Consider the following 16,845-nt stretch of genomic DNA (forward strand, 5'->3'; position numbering starts at 1 on the left):
GCCAAGCAGCTCGCTATCCATAATCGCCACTCCAACAACTTTCCCATGAGGCCTCTAGGTTGGTTTTCTCCCTTAGAGTTCTCTGTCCAATATGTTTGACAAACCTACATTTATCAGAATAACGGCAAACGGTTTTGTAGGGATGCAATATGCCACATACTGCCTGAGTATGACCGCTTGACACAAACAGCTGCATCTGGTACTCTATTTTGCAAGTGATTCGTTATCGAAAGGAGCAAATGTCATGAACAGAACCCGTCGTTTTCGCGCAGCCTGTGTCGCAGTGCTGCTTCTTCTGTGCATGCTTTGCTCTATTGCTTTTGTCGCGGTCGAGTCGAATCACCATTGCAGCGGAGACAGCTGCACAGTCTGCCACCAGATCTCCGTCTGCCAAAAGCTGCTCGACCAGCTGGCAGGCGCTTCCCTATCCGCTGCCCTGAGCATTGCAACGGCATGGGTATGTTCTTTTGTGATAGTACGCCCCGGTTGGGTACTTTGTGCCCGTTCTCCGGTCGACTTCAAGGTAAAGCTCTCCAATTAAATAACCAAATCAGGCAAGGGTTGGTCTGCGTATCCGCAGGCCTTTGTCGCTATGCTTTTTGCAGCGGCAGACCCTTGCCTTTTTGCGTCCGTTTTTACTTTTAAACATCCATTGGAGGGTTACATTATGAAAAAACGTAAGATTGTTCTGGCCGCCGTATTGTCCGTAGCCGCCATTGTGACCGGTTGTTCCAAAACCGAAGCACCGCAGGCCGCGGATAGCAGCGGCAAACTGCAAATTGTTTCCACGTCTTTTCCTGCGTACGACTGGACGCGCGAGATTCTCGGTGAGCACGCGGAGGATGTGGAGCTGACACTGCTCAACGCGGACGGCATCGATCTGCACAGCTACCAGCCAAGCGCAGAAGATATGCTGCGTATCCGCACATGCGACTTGTTTATTTATGTAGGCGGCCCGTCGGACACATGGGTTACAGATGCCCTGCACGATAGCGACAATCCAGAGCAACACGCGATCAGCCTGCTGGAGCTGATGGGCGACGGTGTAAAAGAGGAGGAAATGGTGGAGGGCATGCAGGAAGCCGACCACGACCATGACCACGAGGATACGCATGACCACGCATCGGCAGCAACACACGAACACGAAGGTGAGCCGGACGAGCATGTATGGCTTTCGCTCAAGAACGCTCAGACGCTTTGTGCCGGAATCACCGGCAGCCTGTCCGAAATCGATCCCAGCCATGCGGCGGAATACCAAAAAAACAGCGAATCCTATCTGCAAAAGCTACAGCATCTCGATACTGCCTATCAGGCCGCGGTGGAAGCCAGTGCGCGGAATACCCTGCTGTTCTGCGACCGATTTCCGTTCCGCTATCTGGTTGACGACTACGGTCTGACCTATTATGCGGCCTTTTCCGGTTGCTCCGCCGAGACCGAAGCCAGCTTTGAAACAATCGCCTTTCTGGCGGATCAGGTCAATCAGCTGAACCTGCCGTCTGTACTGACGATAGAAGGCGCAACCCACGATATCGCTGATACCGTGGTGCGCAGCACCAGCACCCAGAGCCAGACCATCCTGACCATGGACTCCATGCAGTCGGTCACATCCGCGGATATCGCGGCGGGTGCAACCTATCTCTCTATCATGGAGGGAAATCTGGAAACGCTCAAGCAAGCATTATCCTAAGGAGGTAAATCCATGTCACAAATGCAATGTCAAGGACTGACACTGGGCTATGATCACCCGCTTGTGACCGACCTCAGCTTCACCGTTGACGCAGGCGATTATCTCTGTGTGCTGGGAGCAAACGGCTCCGGCAAGAGCACTCTGATGAAAACCCTTTTGGGATTGCAGCCTCCTTTGGGTGGTGCGGTTACGCTCGGAGAGGGCGTTCATCGGGGTGAGATTGGCTATCTCCCTCAGCAGACACAAGCGCAGCGCGACTTCCCCGCTACCGTCCGTGAAATTGTCCGTTCCGGATGCCAAAGTCGCTGTGGACTTCGCCCGTTCTATTCTGCCGATGAAAAAGCGCTGGCCGAGCAGTCGATGGCACGCATGGGGATTGTGCATTTGCAAAAACGCAGCTACCGGACGCTATCCGGCGGTCAGCAGCAGCGCGTACTGCTGGCCCGCGCGCTATGCGCAGCGCAAAAAATGCTCCTTCTGGACGAGCCTGTCACCGGTCTTGACCCTGCAGCAAGCCAAGAACTGTATCAAACAATCTTGGCGCTCAACCGCGACTACGGCATGACCATTCTGATGATCTCCCATGATACACAGGCGGCTCTGACCTATGCCAGCCACATTCTATATCTGGGAGAACAGGTGTTTTTCGGGACACGACAGGCTTTTCTAGAGAGTGGAGCCGGTGCTGCGCATGCCGCTCAGGAAGGAGGTGCGCCGCATGGAACTGTTTGATAAACTGGCACTCTATTGGACCTATCCCTTTGTTCGCTATGCCCTGATTGTTGGCGTACTGGTGGCACTGTGCGCCTCTCTTCTGGGCGTAACGCTTGTCCTTCGCCGCTTTTCCTTCATCGGCGACGGGCTGTCCCACGTCGCTTTTGGCGCCATGTCTATTGCCACTGTCTTCAATCTAACCAACGATATGCCGCTGGTCATGGGCATCACCATTGTCTGCGCGATTTTGCTGCTATGTGCCGGACGGAATGTTCGCATCAAGGGCGACGCCGCCATGGCGATGCTTTCGGTCGGCGCGATGGCGGTCGGTTATCTGGTGGTCAACATTTTTTCCGTATCTTCCAATCTGGCTGGCGACGTATGCACCACACTGTTCGGCTCGACCTCTATTTTGACGCTCACGCCAGAAGATGTCGTCATGTGCGCCATATTGTCTGTGGCAGTCGTGCTTCTCTATGTGTTTTTCTATCACAAAATCTTTGCCGTCACCTTTGATGAAAACTTTGCCGCCGCCACAGGCATCCAAACCAGAATGTACAATTTGCTGTTAGCAGTGGTCACCGCTGTGGTGATTGTCATGTCCATGCAGCTGGTCGGCTCGCTATTGATCTCCGCGCTTGTAATCTTCCCCTGCATGTCTGCTATGCGGATCTTTCACAGCTTCCGCGCGGTCACGGTCTGCGCAGCGATTCTGTCGGTGTGCTGCGCCGCTGCGGGTATTGTTGTCTCCATTCTGGCCGGCACACCGGTCGGCTCCACCATTGTATTGGCCGAGATCATCGCATTCTGCGCATGTTCAGCCTTTGGCCTTGTTAGAAAGGGGTAATACTATGAAATCCATCCGCTCCGCATTGGCGCTTATCGTCATTCTGCTGTTATGCACAGCTTGCGGACAGCAATCTGCAACTTCCGCTGCCAACTCACCTTCATCCGATGTATCAGCCGCATCGCAGCCCTCCCCGATCGAATCAGCGCAGACGAATGAAAATACAGCTCCCTCATCCCAAGCGGCATCTGTTGATGTAGATTTGACCGAGTTGAGCAGCACCATGGTTTTTGCCGAAGTTGCCAATATGATGATGCAGCCGGATGATTATTTGGGAAAAACCGTGCGCATCCGCGGCATTTTTACCACATATCAAGATCCCCAAACCGAGCAGGTATACTGCGGTGTGACCGTGCAAGATGCCACTGCTTGCTGCGCACAGGGATTTGACATTGTTATGCCGCAAACCGCACGCTATCCAAATGATTATCCGGCGGATGCCTCTGAAGTTACTGTCTGCGGCACGCTGCTGGCAAATGAAGAGCTGAAAAACAGCGGTATTATACTGCTGAGACTGGAAGATGTCACATTTGAATAAAGTTCTATGCAGCGCAGGCTTTTCTTCGTCCATCTCTTACATATGTAAAACCGATATCAGCGGTTGATTTCCTCCACCAAGCGAACGAATTCATTCATCTCACGGGTGTGCCATTTTTCTTTGTGGCAAAATATCTGACGGTACAATGAAACATGAAAATTTGTGACGTTCAGCAATGACAACTTGCCTTGACGCACGCTCTGCTCCACTGCATACCATGGCAAAAAAGAAATACCCCGATTGATTTCCAACATTTTAATGATAAAAGAGGTATCGCTGCATTCCAGAAACGGCGTAAGTATAGTCTCTCGTGAGGCCAGAAACCGATCCAGCACCCGTCGATAGTTCGCGTCACGCTCCGTCAGATAAAACGGTTTATCCAGCAGCTGCTCCACCTTCAAATCAGGAATCTCACGCAGCTCCTCTCCGAGAGACGCAGACGCCACAAATACCACTTTTTCACGCTGTTCCATCAGCTTTCGCCAATCATTATTATATTGCGGCTCATCCAAAATATAAATCATATCCAATTCACCGCGTTCCATTTGCGCTATCAAATTCTCCGGCTCTCCCGTAGTAACACAGATGACAACCTGCGGATGCTTTTCCCAATACAGTCTGAGAACAGCAGGCAGCTTAAAAAAACACAGGGATTCAATGGTGCCGATATGCAGTCGTCCGCGCAGTTCTCCTCCATCTGAAACAGAAAGCCTTGCTTTGTTGACCTCATTGAGCACCTCATACGCTCGCTCCAGAAACTGCGAGCCCGGATCGGTCAGTGCAATGCGCTTTCCCATTCGATCGAACAAGCGGGTGTGCAGTTCCTCCTCCAGCTGTTGAATCTGTACGGTCACGGCGGACTGCGAATATCCCAAACTTTCCGCCGCCTTGGAAAAACTTTTGAATTGTGCAACCCGAATAAACGTGCTCAGTTGGCGTAACTCCATAAATATGCACCTCTTTTTTTATGCAATATTTTATTATTAATTTTTTTAAATGATAAGATTAAATTTATGAATTTGACTTATTTTTATAAACAGAATATACTAAAATCAGCAAAGGGTCAAGGGAAATTTAAGCAAAATTATTAGGAGGTTGTTTCGCTCATGGACAAGAAAAAATTCAAACTCGGCCTGCTTCCCAAGCTTATCATCGCCATCATCATCGGCATCCTGTTCGGCCAGTTCCTGCCGGAATGGTTCTGTCGTATTGTGGTAACCGCATCCAAAATCTTCAGTACATTCTTATCGTTTGTCATACCGCTGATGATCCTCGCCTACGTCACCATGGGTATTGCCAACCTGAAAAACGGCGCGGGAAAGCTGTTGCTCATCACCGTTATCATCGCCTATGGTTCCACACTGCTCGCAGGCTCGGCCTCCTATTTTGTGGCGCATAATCTGTTCCCCAGCTTTATGAGCCCGGACGCACTGGAGCAAATCGCTGCGACAGCCGAAAATTCTCTGGAAACCTATTTCAGTCTGAGCATCCCTCCCCTGCTGGACACGCTCTCTGCTGTTGTATTGGCCTTTGTGCTCGGCCTATGCCTGTCCACGCTGCGCGGTAAAACCATCGGTGACACGCTGTATAACGGCATCAGCGACTTCTCCGGCATCATCGACAAGGTGCTCCATTCGGTCATCATCCCCTTGCTGCCGCTTTACATCTGCGGTACTTTCACCGATATGACCAAATCCGGTAAAACTTTCGCTATTCTGGGCATCCTATGGAAGGTATTCCTTGTCGTTATCATCATGCACCTTATCTGCATCGTCATACAATTTATCATCGCAGGTGCTGTCAGCAAGAAAAACCCCTTCACCCTTATCAAGAACCAAATCCCCGGTTATGCTACAGCCCTTGGCACGCAGTCCTCTGCCGCAACCATCCCGGTTAACCTGCAGTGCGCGGAGGCGGACGGTGTTTCCGAGGAAATCCGTAACTTTGTTGTTCCGCTGTGTGCCAACATCCATATGGCCGGCTCGATGATTACCATCACTGCCTGCGCCACCGCCGTTTGCCTGATGAATCAGCTTCCGATCAGCATTGCGACCGTCGTTCCCTTTGTCATGACGCTCGGCATTGCCATGATCGCTTCCCCCGGCGCTCCCGGCGGCTCCATCATGACCGCACTTCCCTTCCTGTACATGATTTTCGGTGCGGAAGCAGGCGATCCCAGCGGTCCGATCTGCGCAATCATGGTTGCACTGTATATCACGCAAGACTCCTTCGGCACAGCCTGCAACGTATCCGGCGATAATGCTATCGGCGTCATCGTTGATACCATTTATCAGAAATTCATCAACAAAAATCCTGCAAAATCCTGATTATTCCGCAATCAGATAAGGAGAACATTCATGTCCTTTGTCAGTGTTTTCGATGTTTTGGGGCCGAACATGATCGGCCCCTCCAGCTCCCATACAGCAGGAGCCGCCGTCATCGCCTTTCTGGCGCATAAAATGATCGCTCCCCCGCTGAAAAAAGTTGATTTTACCCTTTATGGTTCTTTTGCTAAAACCTATCACGGCCATGGCACCGACCGTGCACTGCTGGGCGGTATGATGGGTTTCAACACAGATGATATCCGCATCCGCAATTCTTTTCAGATTGCCGCAGAACGCGGACTCGCCTACAGCTTCATTCCATGTGAATCCGAGACGGATATACACCCGAACACAGTGGATATCCGCATGGAGAACACGCGCGGGCAAGTGATGACTGTGCGAGGGGAATCATTAGGCGGGGGCAAGGTACGCATCTCCCGCATCAATGGAGTCTCGGTGGATTTTACCGGCGATTACAGCACGGTTATTGTCATCCAGCAGGACAAGCCCGGTGTCGTAGCACATATCACCAAGGTTCTCAGCGACAGCAATGTCAATATTGCTTTTATGCGCCTGTTCCGAGAATCCAAGGGAAACACTGCTTACACCATCGTCGAATCCGACGGCCGTTTTCCGGAAGGGATTGCCGAACCGCTGCGCAATAACCCCAATGTGCACGACGTAATGATTGTAGAACCGTAGGGAGCGAGAAAATATGGATTTCAAATCTGCCAAAGAGCTGCTGGCATTGTGCCAGCAGGAACAATGCCTGATCTCTGAGGTCATGCGTCGCCGGGAATGCGTTTTGGGTGAAACAACCCGTGATATGGTGGATCACCGGATGGCGCGCGTGTTGGAGATTATGCGCAACTCCGCAACGCAGCCGCTGAAAAATCCGATCAAGTCCATGGGCGGTCTGATTGGCGGAGAGGCCAAAAAGCTATCCACTCATGCAGCCAAGGGTAAAGCAATCTGCGGCAATGTTCTGGTAAAAGCTATGACGTACGCGGTAGCGGTACTGGAGGTCAACGCTTCCATGGGCCTTATCGTAGCCGCTCCCACTGCCGGTTCCTCCGGTGTGGTACCCGGATTATTACTGGCGCTACAGGACTGCTATAAAATCTCTGATGCCCGCCTTATTGACGCGCTCTTTAATGCTGGTGCCATCGGCTATTTGGCGATGCGCAATGCTACCGTCGCCGGTGCAGTGGGCGGCTGTCAAGCAGAGATTGGCGTTGCCGCTGCAATGGTAGCCTCTGCAACTGTAGAGTTGATGGGCGGCACACCTGAGCAAAGTTTAGACGCAGCCTCCACAGTTTTAATGAATATGCTGGGACTGGTGTGTGATCCAGTCGGCGGTCTGGTGGAGTATCCTTGCCAGAATAGAAACGCCGCTGGTGTTGCCAACGCGCTAATCGCTGCTGAGCTTTCACTCAGCGGAGTCCATCAGCTGATTCCGTTTGATGAAATGCTGGCAACCATGTACACTGTCGGACGGCGTATTCCCATTGAGTTGCGGGAAACCGCGCTGGGCGGCTGCGCCGTCACCCCCTCTGCCTGTGAAGTATGCGGTCACTGCAGCTGATGAAAATGCTTTGCAGTTATATCCCCTCTGACAAAATATTTATAGAACTTCCCCCCCTCTTTCTGTGCTCAGCTATTCAGTGCAATAAACATTGAATAGCTGAGCAGAATAAAAATTTAAAACTTTACCAAGCCTGACGATAAAAGCGTCAGGCTTTATTTTGATAGCAGCAGCGCAAGAGAGATTTTCTTTAGTTTTTCAACCCACCAAACCATTATTCTCGTTTGTGCCACATCATCTCTTTGATAAAAGCAGGGCTTTCCGTCACCTATATTTTTTCTGCGCAACCCCTTCTATCTCGATCCTGCGTTTAACGCGATCGGGAAACGGCACGCATACAAACAGGCTGACAATTTGAAATCCAGCCGAACGCAGTACAACGTCGGCACATCCATCAATGATGATGCACGGACCTTTTTGTGCCAGATCCAAAATAACCTGACTCTGCATATCAAACAGGATATCCTCTGCCGACTGCCCTCGTTGTACTTTACTTCCGCCCTCATAGACACCGGTGTACAGCCATGAATTTGCAGCCTTTTCATCCTTTCCTGTAAAAAGCTCCTCGTGCACCTCAGCTTTTTTCGCTGCCAGTGTGATCAATTCACGGTCATAGCAGGGAATGTTCCACTTTTCAGCCAATTGATGTCCAATGACCCTGCCGCCACTGCCGAACTGACGGCCGAGCGTGATGATTGGCATGCTCATATCATTCTTCCTCCTTGCTGCATCCTTCCGTATCCATGTCATGTTCGTCCAAAAAAGCCCGTGCGCCGCGGATATGCGCCTGTAAGACGCGATCTACAAAACCTATAATCTCCTGCGGAGACAGAGGAATCTCCCCCAGCAAGAATTCCTCCATCGTGTTTACCAGCGCACCGACATAAAACCGACAAATCATTTCCTGCTCCACTTCGCTCGGTGTGTAATAGCACTGTGCGCAAACCGCCTGAATATTGTTCCGTGTGATGGCATGAAGATCGGTTTGAAAAAAACGTTTGAGATGATTGCGCCCCAAGGAATGGAGCGCACACAGGCACACCGCCCGATTGTCCTGTATATACTGGAAAAGCTGGAGCAGTCCATCCTGCCAATAAACGCTTCCTTCGTATCGGTGCAGAAACGCGATTGCTTCGTTTTCCAGCATCCAGCGCACCGCATCATTGATATCCTCAAAATGATAGTAGAAATGCTGCCGTGCCATACCGCATGGCTCCATGAGTTCGGACACCGTGATCTTATTCAAAGGCTTATGCGCCATCAATTTTTTCAGCGAGACGCAGATCTGCATTTTCGTTTCAAGGCTGGCCTCATACGTCCGTTCCTTCATTGGCAACCTCCGAAGATAATAATTATTTTTTTTAGTATATCATGGGGCAAATCGAAAACATAGGTACAGATTCTATTCATGTGTCAGATTTCTGACATTATATAGTATTGTGCATATTGAGCGGACGAGATTAAACAGGTATGCTAATGTTAGATAAAAATCACGATTCCAGAGGAGTCACTACCATGAACAAAGAAGTCGGACAACCGCCCGTTTTGGAAAAGCTGGCTACTTTTATTGTAGACAAACGAAACCTCATCTTTTTTCTGTATGCCTGTGCGCTGATTTTCTGCCTATTTTCCCGCAATTGGGTTAACGTCTGCAACGATATTACCGAATATCTGCCGGATACTACCGAGACCCGGCAGGGCCTGACGTTGATGGACGAGGAATTTACCACCTTTGGTACGGCGCGGGTGATGGTGGCCCATGTCACAGCAGACATCGCCTCCGATCTATCGGAGCAGATCGAGCAAATCGAGGGGGTGTCCGCTGCGTCTCTGGGCGAGAGCACCGCCGGTGCAAACACAGAGGACGAGCCGGAAACGCCAGAGGAGATCGAGAAATATTTCAAAGGCGCAAACGCCTTGATTTCCGTGACGTTCGAGGGCGAGGAAAACGACGAGGTATCGCTTGCTGCCATGGAGCAGATCAAAGCGTTGCTTGCGCCGTACGATTATTACATTGACAGCACGGTGGGCAACTCGCAGGCGGATTCGCTGGCCGACGAAATGAACATCATTCTCTTGGTCGCAGCCGCGATTGTTATTTTTGTACTGCTGCTCACCTCTCGCTCTTATGCAGAGATCCCCGTGCTGCTATGCACTTTTATTGCAGCTGCTATACTCAACATGGGCACGAACTTTGTTTTCGGCGAGATCTCCTTCGTTTCCAACTCGGTTACCGTGGTGCTGCAGCTCGCGCTCGCAATCGACTATGCAATCATTATGCTGCACCGCTTCCTCGAGGAACGGACAGACAAGCCCGACCGGGAGGCCTGTATCGCGGCGGTCAGCGCAGCCATCCCATCCATCTGCGCGAGCAGCCTGACGACCATTTCCGGCCTTGCGGCTATGATGTTCATGCAGTTCCGCATCGGCTTTGATATGGGCAGCATCCTGATTAAGGCGATCCTGTTCAGCATGCTTTCGGTTTTCACCCTGATGCCCGGACTACTGATGCTTTTCTCAAAAGCGATGGCGAAAACGCAACACCGTAGCTTTATCCCCAAGATCGACCGTTGGGGTAGGCTGACGCTCCGGTTGCGTCATATCGGCGTGCTGCTATTTGCGGTGGTTCTGGTCGCTGCATTTCTGCTTTCCAATCAGTGCCCCTATGTGTATAGCTATACAAAGTTGGAAACCGCGCGGCATAACGACTCTCAGATCGCACAACAAAAGATCAACGATATGTTCGGCGCTCAGAACATGATGGCACTGCTTGTTCCAAAGGGCGATTACGACAGCGAAAAAGCATTACTGCAACGATTGGAAGCCTACGACGAGGTGGACTACGCCATGGGCCTGTCCAATGTGGAAATCATGGACGGATACACGTTGACGGACGCGCTCAAGCCGCGCCAGTTCGCAGAAATGACCGATCTGGATTACGATCTGGTTTGTCTGGTCTACGGCGCATATGCCGCAGAGAAGGAAGAATACGGACAGATTGTCGGCGGTCTCGATGATTACGCCGTCCCGCTAATGGATATGTTCTTTTTTGCCTATGATAAGGTAGAGGAAGGATATGTTGATCTGGACGAGGATAAGCAGGCGGATCTGGACAACCTCTACAAACAGCTTTCCGACGCACGGGAGCAGCTGCTGGGCGAGCATTACACGCGCCTACTGATCAGCCTGACACTGCCGGAGGAGGGCGAGGAAACCTTTTCATTCCTGCAGACCATCCACCAAGAAGCAGAACGGTTCTATGATCCGGAGCAGGTCTATCTGGTCGGTAACTCCACCAGCGACTACGACCTTTCCGTCTCGTTTTCCCGCGATAATATCCTCATCAGCGTACTGTCAGTGGTGTTTGTTATTCTCGTGCTGCTGGGCACGTTCCAGTCGGTCGGTCTGCCTGTCCTATTGTTACTGGTCATTCAGGGCAGTATCTGGATTAACTTTGCTTTCCCTGGTGTGACGCAGGAGCCGATCTTCTTTATGAGTTATCTCATCGTCACAGCGATCCAGATGGGCGCGAATATTGACTATGCTATCGTTATTTCCACCTGGTACAATGAGCTGAAGGACACGATGCCCAAACAGGAAGCCATCGTTCAAGCGCTTAATCTCGCGTTCCCGACGGTGCTGACCTCGGGCAGCATCCTATCCGCAGCCGGGTTTCTGATCGCTCAGATAACGACCGAGCCGTCCATCGTCGGCATCGGCGCCTGCCTATGCCGCGGCACATTGATCTCGATGTTCCTTGTCATGTTCATCTTGCCGCAGATCCTGTATCTTGGCGATCAGATTGTAGAACGCACACGGTTCAATATCAAGATACCCGAGGTCAACCGCAGCGTCAGCGGAACAGTTTATGTCAACGGTCGTGTCCGCGGTCGTATTTCCGGCGTGGTAGACGCTTCAATACACGGCGTGATTCATGGGGATGTTTCCGGCGTAGTGGAAACCGGCGCCTATCAAACCGAGGAGGTACTGCAAATCAATGAAGAAAATCCCAAGTAAGTTTCTGTGCCTGCTGCTGGCAGGGATCATGCTTTTATCCATTCTCGCACCCATCGCAGAAGCAGCAGGCGAAGGCATTGCCGTTTCTGTGAGCACGGTGGAGGATCTGCTCTCCCTCTCCCAAAGCTGCGCACTGGACAGCTGGTCGCATGGAAAAACCGTACGCTTGGAAGCGGATATCGACCTGTCTAATATAGATTTTACACCGATTCCGACCTTTGGCGGCACCTTCGAAGGCGGCGGACACACAATATCCGGACTGGCTCTGACGGAAAGCGGCAATGTCCGCGGCCTGTTCCGCTACATACAATCCACTGGCGTTGTGCGCAACCTGACGATTGAGGGCTGCATTAACCCTTCAGGCCAAAAGGACGCGCTGGGCGGCCTTGTCGGGAACAACCGCGGCGTGGTCACAAACGTTAGCTTTGTCGGCAGCGTGAGCGGCACCAATTACATTGGCGGCATAGCGGGCGTGAACGAAGCAGAAGGACAAATCATCAACTGCTCTTTTTCAGGCACCGTGACCGGCGAACACTATGTTGGCGGTATTGTGGGACAGAACCACGGCACAGTAATCCGGTGTGAGAACCAAGGCAGCATCAACACCACGGAGGTGAATGCGGAGGTGCGGCTGGACGATTTGAGCCGCACGCCGCCAAATGCAACTGAAAACGTTCCTGTTTGCACCGATATCGGCGGCATCGCGGGTTTTTCCTCGGGCATCCTGCAAAGCTGCACTAATGACGGCGCAGTGGGATATGCGCACATGGGCTATAATACTGTGCATCCTGGGACAGCATTTTGTACTGTTCCAGCTGCTTGGCGATGATTGCAAGCCCTGCTTTCAGCTGCTCGATTTCTTTGCTGATGGCCTCGATTTTGGCTTCGTATTTTTCTTTGAAGGTAAAATACTCGTCTTTTGACAGATGGTTCTGGATCAGGCCCTCATACAATCCGCGCTGATAGGTTCGCAGCTGCTGGATTTCCTGCTTTCGGCTGGCGATTTTAGCCTGTATGTTTTTCTGTTCCTCAGCTTCTTTGGTGAGGTTTTCCAGACCAAGAGAGTATTGCCCCAGCGTGGCATCAAGCTGTTCCTGTATCATATCGGCCAGGGCGTCCAGCAGCTCTTTTTCAAAGATAAACGCACCAGGACAAACACCCTTTTTGATACGGTTATTGCTGATACAGTGATAGACATATACCTCCTGTGATTTTCTGCGGACGCATTTTTGCCGATGAAGGCTATGACCACAGTGGGCGCAGAAGATTTTGCCTCTCAAAAGATTGGGAGACCAAGAATGTATCTCCCTGTCTTTGGCCTGCTGTGCGGCCTGGTCCAATGCTTTCTGAACAGCGGCAAACAGCTCCCGGCTGATGATGGCTTCATGGGTGCCGCGCACTGTTGTCCATTCATCTGCGCTGGCTCTGACCTGCTTATGGTCAATGATTTTGGAAACCCCTTGCACCAAATCGCCGGTATAAACCTCTGCGCGGAGAATCTTGGAAACGGTGCGGGTTTGCCAATGCCCGTTTCCCACCAGATTCTCATGGGTGATCTCTCCTAAGGTTCTCTTGTAGTGGCTGGGAGAGAGATACCCGGCCTCGTTCAAGCGTACCGCGATAGTATTTAATCCTGCGCCCTCGGCGGCCCATTGAAACATGGTCTTGACTACCTCGGCAGCTACCGGGTCAACGATCAGCTGGTGGCAGTCATCAGGAGCTTTCAAATATCCATAGGGTGTACGCGCACCAACATACTTGCCGTCTTTCATGGCCTGCCGCTGCTGGGCTTTGATTTTTCTGGCAATATCCATCGCATAGGCTTCGTTAATCATGTTCCGCAGCGGAATGATGATAGGCTTCGTTCATAATGTTTTTGACGGATACGGTCAGATCGTCACCGCTGCCTTCATGGGCGGTGTCGATGTTATCCGTGATGGCAATAAAGCGGACCCCATAAGTTGGGAATACCCGGCGCAGATAGCGTCCGGTTTCGATGTACTCTCGTCCCAGGCGGGAGAGGTCCTTTACAATGACGCAGTTGATCTTGCCATCGGTGATGTCCTGCATCATTTCCTTACGGAAGCGTCATAGGTGGCCAGAAAAGCCTCGTTGTCCGCAGTCCGGCTGCCCTCAAAAGACTGATAAGGGGTTATGAGAGCGTTGCTTTTCCCGATCACCACATCGTCGCTTAATTGCTCTGCCCCATCCTTGAGATTTTCACTTAACTTATCGAGGCCGGAACAGGCAGTACAGGCAAGCAAAGAAGCCGCAATCAGACAGCACCCGATAAATTTTCCAATTTTGCACATAACCGTTTCCTCACTGAACGAAAGTAAGGAACATGGCAAGCGCAACAATTCCCACCATCAGCAGCGCCCAAAACGCGCTGATTGCCATAGATACGATATTGATAACGCTGCGGCTTTCCTTGCTCCGCACACATACTACCGAAAGAATCAGGCCCAGCAGGACAAAAACGATATTGGCTCCGGCCCAAGCGGTTCGGACTCCGTCCGACAGCGAAAGGTGCAGAAGCGATGGGGCAAGAGCCGCCAGCGGTAGGATGCTCACAATGAGCGCAGCGATACTAACTGATTGAAGTTTTTTCTTTTCCATAGTTTTACCTCATTTCTTTTTTCCCAAATTGGGTGACAGCCAGCGCGAAAAACAGGCCAAACACTACAATCGCGCACGGCAGGAACGGAAACATCGAAAAAGCGGCGTCGGAAGTTTCTGCTGTAAAGTCATGGAGAGAGCAGGAAACGAGATAACCGCTGTAACAGTACGGGTAGGCGATCCACAGCGGCGTATTCGCAACCAATACACCGGGAATCACAAGCAGCAAATTCAATCCCACAGAAAGAAGCGGCTTTTCAAACAGTACGGTGATGGCCCACATAGCCGCAATGCACGGGGAATTTGTATCGATAAGGGGTACAAATTCCCACTAAGCGCTCGGGACCCCTTGTAGGAAAATGTCCTAAGTGTGGCAACAATATTGTATTAAAAAAATCGTTTTATGGTTGTTCAAATTATCCTGAATGTACCTTCACTTTAGCTGAACATTTTAGAAAGAAAAAACTCACCAAAACAAATGTAAAAGAATTACTAGAGGGAAAAGAAACCCTGGTAAAAGGAATCAAAACGAAAGATAGAAAGTCCTACAATGCCGTTGTAAAAATCGGAGAAAAGGGATATATTGATTTTATCTCTTTTTCAAAATAAGCATAAAAGCCCTTTAAAGAGGGCTTTTATATATTAATCACAAATCACTTATCACAAATCACAAGTGATTAATCACAAATCACTTGTGATTTGTGATTCCTAATGATACAATATTACTATACAAAAAAAGAATGGGGCGTAGTTATGGAGAAGGAAGAACTCAAAATACTTGAAGAATTAAGACGTATTTTAAACAGTAAAAATGAAGCGATTGTTATCTTAAACAATTATTTTAAAGGTGGTGTTGGAAAGTCAAAATTATCGACTATGTTTGCTTACTTGACAGACAAATTTAATTTAAAAGTTTTAATGATCGATAAGGACTTACAAGCAACATTGACAAAAGACTTAGCAAAAACATTTAAGGTAGAATTGCCACGTGTTAATTTTTATGAAGGACTGAAAAATGGAAACTTGGCTTCTTCTATTGTTCATTTGACTGATAATTTAGACTTGATCCCTGGCACGTTTGATTTGATGTTACTGCCAAAATTAACTCGCTCATGGACTTTTGAAAATGAAAGTAGATTGCTTGCTACTCTTTTAGCACCTTTAAAAAGTGACTATGATCTCATTATTATTGATACTGTACCAACGCCAAGCGTTTATACAAATAATGCAATCGTGGCAAGTGATTACGTCATATCCAAGTGATTAAGAATAAGCTTGTTGTAACTGAAAAAGGAAAATTATTGTGCCAGGCAGTTGAAAGTCAGCACCTTTTAACGAGTGCTGAAATGACGGCTAAATGGGAAACGTATTTAAAAAAAATCGGTAAAAGAGAAGGCAATCAAGAGAACTTTATTACGAATATCAAAAAATTCATTGTTCATTTACTGGAAGCTGTACCTAACGATATAGAAAAACTAAATTTTTCTGATTACCAGGAACAGAAAGAAAAAGAAGCAGAAAAAAGTATTGTAGGAAAATGTCCTAAGTGTGGCAACAATATTGTATTAAAAAAATCGTTTTATGGTTGTTCAAATTATCCTGAATGTAAGTTTACTTTAGCTGAACATTTTAGAAAGAAAAAACTCACCAAAACAAATGTAAAAGAATTACTAGAGGGAAAAGAAACCCTGGTAAAAGGAATCAAAACGAAAGATAGAAAGTCCTACAATGCCGTTGTAAAAATCGGAGAAAAGGGATATATTGATTTTATATCTTTCTCAAAATAAACATAAAAGCCCTTTAAAGAGGGCTTTTATATATTAATCACAAATCACTTATCACAAATCACAAGTGATTTGTGATTGTTGATGATAAAATAAGAATAAGAAGAAATAGAAAGAAGTGAGTGATTGTGGGAAATTTAGGCGCACAAAAAGAAAAACGAAATGATACACCAATCAGTGCAAAAAAAGATATAATGGGAGATAAGACGGTTCGTGTTCGTGCTGACTTGCACCATATCATAAAAATCGAAACAGCAAAGAATGGCGGAAACGTAAAAGAAGTTATGGAAATAAGACTTAGAAGCAAACTTAAGAGTGTGTTGATAGTGCAGTATCTTAAAATTTTGTATAATAGGAATTGAAGTTAAATTAGATGCTAAAAATTTGTAATTAAGAAGGAGTGATTACATGAACAAAAATATAAAATATTCTCAAAACTTTTTAACGAGTGAAAAAGTACTCAACCAAATAATAAAACAATTGAATTTAAAAGAAACCGATACCGTTTACGAAATTGGAACAGGTAAAGGGCATTTAACGACGAAACTGGCTAAAATAAGTAAACAGGTAACGTCTATTGAATTAGACAGTCATCTATTCAACTTATCGTCAGAAAAATTAAGGCAACACCGCACAAAAAAGTAAGCGTGATACAGCCCGACATGATATAATAAAAACATGGATAAACAGATGACAATGTCTGCGCTTAGTGATGAACTGGCGCAGGTAC

General features: G+C 48.9%; 22 protein-coding genes and 1 pseudogene. 15 read left to right on the top strand and 8 right to left on the bottom strand.

Annotation, left to right across the window (positions count from 1 at the left end):
* Positions 1-244 precede the first annotated feature (244 nt).
* The 5 genes from ACTQ3V_RS13765 (at position 245) to ACTQ3V_RS13785 (ending at position 3,786) form a co-directional block, all read left to right on the top strand.
* Positions 245-541, top strand: a complete 297-nt coding sequence (locus tag ACTQ3V_RS13765; RefSeq protein ID WP_441468029.1) for a hypothetical protein — start codon at positions 245-247, stop codon at positions 539-541.
* Between the two features lie 126 nt (positions 542-667).
* Positions 668-1,687 (top strand): metal ABC transporter substrate-binding protein, encoded by a 1,020-nt coding sequence (locus tag ACTQ3V_RS13770; protein WP_441468030.1) that lies wholly within the window; start codon positions 668-670, stop codon positions 1,685-1,687.
* A gap of 12 nt (positions 1,688-1,699) precedes the next feature.
* Positions 1,700-2,419 (top strand): metal ABC transporter ATP-binding protein, encoded by a 720-nt coding sequence (locus ACTQ3V_RS13775; RefSeq protein WP_441468031.1) that lies wholly within the window; start codon positions 1,700-1,702, stop codon positions 2,417-2,419.
* The gene (locus ACTQ3V_RS13780; RefSeq protein ID WP_441468032.1) at positions 2,406-3,248 is read left to right on the top strand and encodes a metal ABC transporter permease; all 843 of its coding nucleotides are present in this window, start codon (positions 2,406-2,408) and stop codon (positions 3,246-3,248) included. Before ACTQ3V_RS13775 ends, ACTQ3V_RS13780 begins: the two co-directional genes overlap by 14 nt.
* 4 nt (positions 3,249-3,252) lie before the next feature.
* Entirely contained in the window at positions 3,253-3,786 is a 534-nt protein-coding gene (locus ACTQ3V_RS13785; RefSeq protein ID WP_441468033.1) for a hypothetical protein, read from the top strand.
* A gap of 56 nt (positions 3,787-3,842) precedes the next feature.
* Here the strand turns inward: ACTQ3V_RS13785 and ACTQ3V_RS13790 are convergent, their stop codons facing one another.
* Positions 3,843-4,733, bottom strand: a complete 891-nt coding sequence (locus ACTQ3V_RS13790) for a LysR family transcriptional regulator (RefSeq protein ID WP_441468034.1) — start codon at positions 4,731-4,733, stop codon at positions 3,843-3,845.
* 159 nt (positions 4,734-4,892) lie between these two features.
* Between ACTQ3V_RS13790 and ACTQ3V_RS13795 the strand changes: the two genes are divergently transcribed.
* The 3 genes from ACTQ3V_RS13795 to sdaAA are packed head-to-tail and all read left to right on the top strand — an operon-like array spanning position 4,893 to position 7,695.
* Complete coding sequence (locus ACTQ3V_RS13795) at positions 4,893-6,113, top strand: dicarboxylate/amino acid:cation symporter (RefSeq protein ID WP_441468035.1); 1,221 nt, start codon at positions 4,893-4,895, stop codon at positions 6,111-6,113.
* A 30-nt stretch (positions 6,114-6,143) separates the two neighbouring features.
* Positions 6,144-6,812, top strand: coding sequence for an L-serine ammonia-lyase, iron-sulfur-dependent subunit beta (gene sdaAB / locus ACTQ3V_RS13800; protein WP_441468036.1), 669 nt, complete (start codon positions 6,144-6,146; stop codon positions 6,810-6,812).
* A 13-nt stretch (positions 6,813-6,825) separates the two neighbouring features.
* Positions 6,826-7,695, top strand: a complete 870-nt coding sequence (gene sdaAA, locus ACTQ3V_RS13805) for an L-serine ammonia-lyase, iron-sulfur-dependent, subunit alpha (RefSeq protein ID WP_441468037.1) — start codon at positions 6,826-6,828, stop codon at positions 7,693-7,695.
* Between the two features lie 264 nt (positions 7,696-7,959).
* Here the strand turns inward: sdaAA and ACTQ3V_RS13810 are convergent, their stop codons facing one another.
* Both ACTQ3V_RS13810 and ACTQ3V_RS13815 read right to left on the bottom strand, forming a co-directional pair.
* Positions 7,960-8,403: a cytidylate kinase-like family protein gene (locus tag ACTQ3V_RS13810; protein WP_441468038.1), complete on the bottom strand. Its 444-nt coding sequence runs from the start codon at positions 8,401-8,403 to the stop codon at positions 7,960-7,962.
* A 1-nt stretch (position 8,404) separates the two neighbouring features.
* On the bottom strand, positions 8,405-9,025 hold the full coding sequence (locus ACTQ3V_RS13815) for a TetR-like C-terminal domain-containing protein (RefSeq protein ID WP_441468039.1): 621 nt from the start codon (positions 9,023-9,025) through the stop codon (positions 8,405-8,407).
* Positions 9,026-9,210: 185 nt separating this feature from the next.
* Between ACTQ3V_RS13815 and ACTQ3V_RS13820 the strand changes: the two genes are divergently transcribed.
* Both ACTQ3V_RS13820 and ACTQ3V_RS13825 read left to right on the top strand, forming a co-directional pair.
* The gene (locus tag ACTQ3V_RS13820; RefSeq protein WP_441468040.1) at positions 9,211-11,712 is read left to right on the top strand and encodes an efflux RND transporter permease subunit; all 2,502 of its coding nucleotides are present in this window, start codon (positions 9,211-9,213) and stop codon (positions 11,710-11,712) included.
* The gene (locus ACTQ3V_RS13825; protein WP_441468041.1) at positions 11,693-12,541 is read left to right on the top strand and encodes a GLUG motif-containing protein; all 849 of its coding nucleotides are present in this window, start codon (positions 11,693-11,695) and stop codon (positions 12,539-12,541) included. Before ACTQ3V_RS13820 ends, ACTQ3V_RS13825 begins: the two co-directional genes overlap by 20 nt.
* Here the strand turns inward: ACTQ3V_RS13825 and ACTQ3V_RS13830 are convergent.
* Genes ACTQ3V_RS13830 through ACTQ3V_RS13850 form a run of 5 tightly spaced genes read right to left on the bottom strand, consistent with a single transcriptional unit; the run spans position 12,450 to position 14,560 of the window.
* Entirely contained in the window at positions 12,450-13,526 is a 1,077-nt protein-coding gene (locus tag ACTQ3V_RS13830; protein WP_441468042.1) for a recombinase family protein, read from the bottom strand. The two genes, ACTQ3V_RS13825 and ACTQ3V_RS13830, sit on opposite strands and share 92 nt — an antisense overlap.
* A gap of 13 nt (positions 13,527-13,539) precedes the next feature.
* A complete protein-coding gene (locus ACTQ3V_RS13835; protein WP_441468043.1) occupies positions 13,540-13,782 on the bottom strand; it encodes a recombinase family protein in 243 nt (80 codons plus the stop codon).
* Positions 13,782-14,024, bottom strand: coding sequence for a hypothetical protein (locus tag ACTQ3V_RS13840; RefSeq protein WP_441468044.1), 243 nt, complete (start codon positions 14,022-14,024; stop codon positions 13,782-13,784). Before ACTQ3V_RS13840 ends, ACTQ3V_RS13835 begins: the two co-directional genes overlap by 1 nt.
* Before the next feature lie 10 nt (positions 14,025-14,034).
* Entirely contained in the window at positions 14,035-14,331 is a 297-nt protein-coding gene (locus ACTQ3V_RS13845; protein ID WP_303927254.1) for a hypothetical protein, read from the bottom strand.
* Between the two features lie 4 nt (positions 14,332-14,335).
* Positions 14,336-14,560, bottom strand: coding sequence for a hypothetical protein (locus ACTQ3V_RS13850; protein ID WP_441468045.1), 225 nt, complete (start codon positions 14,558-14,560; stop codon positions 14,336-14,338).
* Between the two features lie 95 nt (positions 14,561-14,655).
* Here ACTQ3V_RS13850 and ACTQ3V_RS13855 point away from each other — a divergent pair, with 95 nt between their 5' ends.
* The 5 genes and pseudogenes from ACTQ3V_RS13855 to ACTQ3V_RS13875 all read left to right on the top strand — a co-directional run.
* Positions 14,656-14,940 (top strand): topoisomerase C-terminal repeat-containing protein, encoded by a 285-nt coding sequence (locus ACTQ3V_RS13855; RefSeq protein WP_073459356.1) that lies wholly within the window; start codon positions 14,656-14,658, stop codon positions 14,938-14,940.
* A gap of 144 nt (positions 14,941-15,084) precedes the next feature.
* Positions 15,085-15,594, top strand: coding sequence for a ParA family protein (locus tag ACTQ3V_RS13860; protein ID WP_441468046.1), 510 nt, complete (start codon positions 15,085-15,087; stop codon positions 15,592-15,594).
* Positions 15,591-16,118 carry a topoisomerase C-terminal repeat-containing protein gene (locus ACTQ3V_RS13865; RefSeq protein WP_441468047.1) on the top strand — a complete coding sequence of 176 codons (528 nt, stop codon included), beginning with the start codon at positions 15,591-15,593 and terminating at the stop codon, positions 16,116-16,118. The genes ACTQ3V_RS13860 and ACTQ3V_RS13865 overlap by 4 nt, the downstream gene beginning before the upstream one ends.
* 125 nt (positions 16,119-16,243) lie before the next feature.
* A complete protein-coding gene (locus ACTQ3V_RS13870; RefSeq protein WP_000527320.1) occupies positions 16,244-16,477 on the top strand; it encodes a peptide-binding protein in 234 nt (77 codons plus the stop codon).
* Positions 16,478-16,523: 46 nt separating this feature from the next.
* A pseudogene (locus ACTQ3V_RS13875) lies at positions 16,524-16,739 on the top strand (rRNA adenine N-6-methyltransferase family protein); the annotation flags it as partial.
* Positions 16,740-16,845 lie beyond the last annotated feature (106 nt).

The organism is Candidatus Agathobaculum pullicola (assembly GCF_052117205.1).
Classification (GTDB): Bacteria; Bacillota; Clostridia; order Oscillospirales; family Butyricicoccaceae; genus Agathobaculum; species Agathobaculum pullicola.

Coding starts and splice junctions, on each gene's coding strand:
- ACTQ3V_RS13765 (WP_441468029.1), top strand. CDS start 245: ATGAACAGAACCCGTCGTTTTCGCGCAGCCTGTGTCGCAGTGCTGCTT.
- ACTQ3V_RS13770 (WP_441468030.1), top strand. CDS start 668: ATGAAAAAACGTAAGATTGTTCTGGCCGCCGTATTGTCCGTAGCCGCC.
- ACTQ3V_RS13775 (WP_441468031.1), top strand. CDS start 1,700: ATGTCACAAATGCAATGTCAAGGACTGACACTGGGCTATGATCACCCG.
- ACTQ3V_RS13780 (WP_441468032.1), top strand. CDS start 2,406: ATGGAACTGTTTGATAAACTGGCACTCTATTGGACCTATCCCTTTGTT.
- ACTQ3V_RS13785 (WP_441468033.1), top strand. CDS start 3,253: ATGAAATCCATCCGCTCCGCATTGGCGCTTATCGTCATTCTGCTGTTA.
- ACTQ3V_RS13790 (WP_441468034.1), bottom strand. CDS start 4,733: ATGGAGTTACGCCAACTGAGCACGTTTATTCGGGTTGCACAATTCAAA.
- ACTQ3V_RS13795 (WP_441468035.1), top strand. CDS start 4,893: ATGGACAAGAAAAAATTCAAACTCGGCCTGCTTCCCAAGCTTATCATC.
- sdaAB (WP_441468036.1), top strand. CDS start 6,144: ATGTCCTTTGTCAGTGTTTTCGATGTTTTGGGGCCGAACATGATCGGC.
- sdaAA (WP_441468037.1), top strand. CDS start 6,826: ATGGATTTCAAATCTGCCAAAGAGCTGCTGGCATTGTGCCAGCAGGAA.
- ACTQ3V_RS13810 (WP_441468038.1), bottom strand. CDS start 8,403: ATGAGCATGCCAATCATCACGCTCGGCCGTCAGTTCGGCAGTGGCGGC.
- ACTQ3V_RS13815 (WP_441468039.1), bottom strand. CDS start 9,025: ATGAAGGAACGGACGTATGAGGCCAGCCTTGAAACGAAAATGCAGATC.
- ACTQ3V_RS13820 (WP_441468040.1), top strand. CDS start 9,211: ATGAACAAAGAAGTCGGACAACCGCCCGTTTTGGAAAAGCTGGCTACT.
- ACTQ3V_RS13825 (WP_441468041.1), top strand. CDS start 11,693: ATGAAGAAAATCCCAAGTAAGTTTCTGTGCCTGCTGCTGGCAGGGATC.
- ACTQ3V_RS13830 (WP_441468042.1), bottom strand. CDS start 13,526: ATGGATATTGCCAGAAAAATCAAAGCCCAGCAGCGGCAGGCCATGAAA.
- ACTQ3V_RS13835 (WP_441468043.1), bottom strand. CDS start 13,782: ATGCAGGACATCACCGATGGCAAGATCAACTGCGTCATTGTAAAGGAC.
- ACTQ3V_RS13840 (WP_441468044.1), bottom strand. CDS start 14,024: ATGTGCAAAATTGGAAAATTTATCGGGTGCTGTCTGATTGCGGCTTCT.
- ACTQ3V_RS13845 (WP_303927254.1), bottom strand. CDS start 14,331: ATGGAAAAGAAAAAACTTCAATCAGTTAGTATCGCTGCGCTCATTGTG.
- ACTQ3V_RS13860 (WP_441468046.1), top strand. CDS start 15,085: ATGGAGAAGGAAGAACTCAAAATACTTGAAGAATTAAGACGTATTTTA.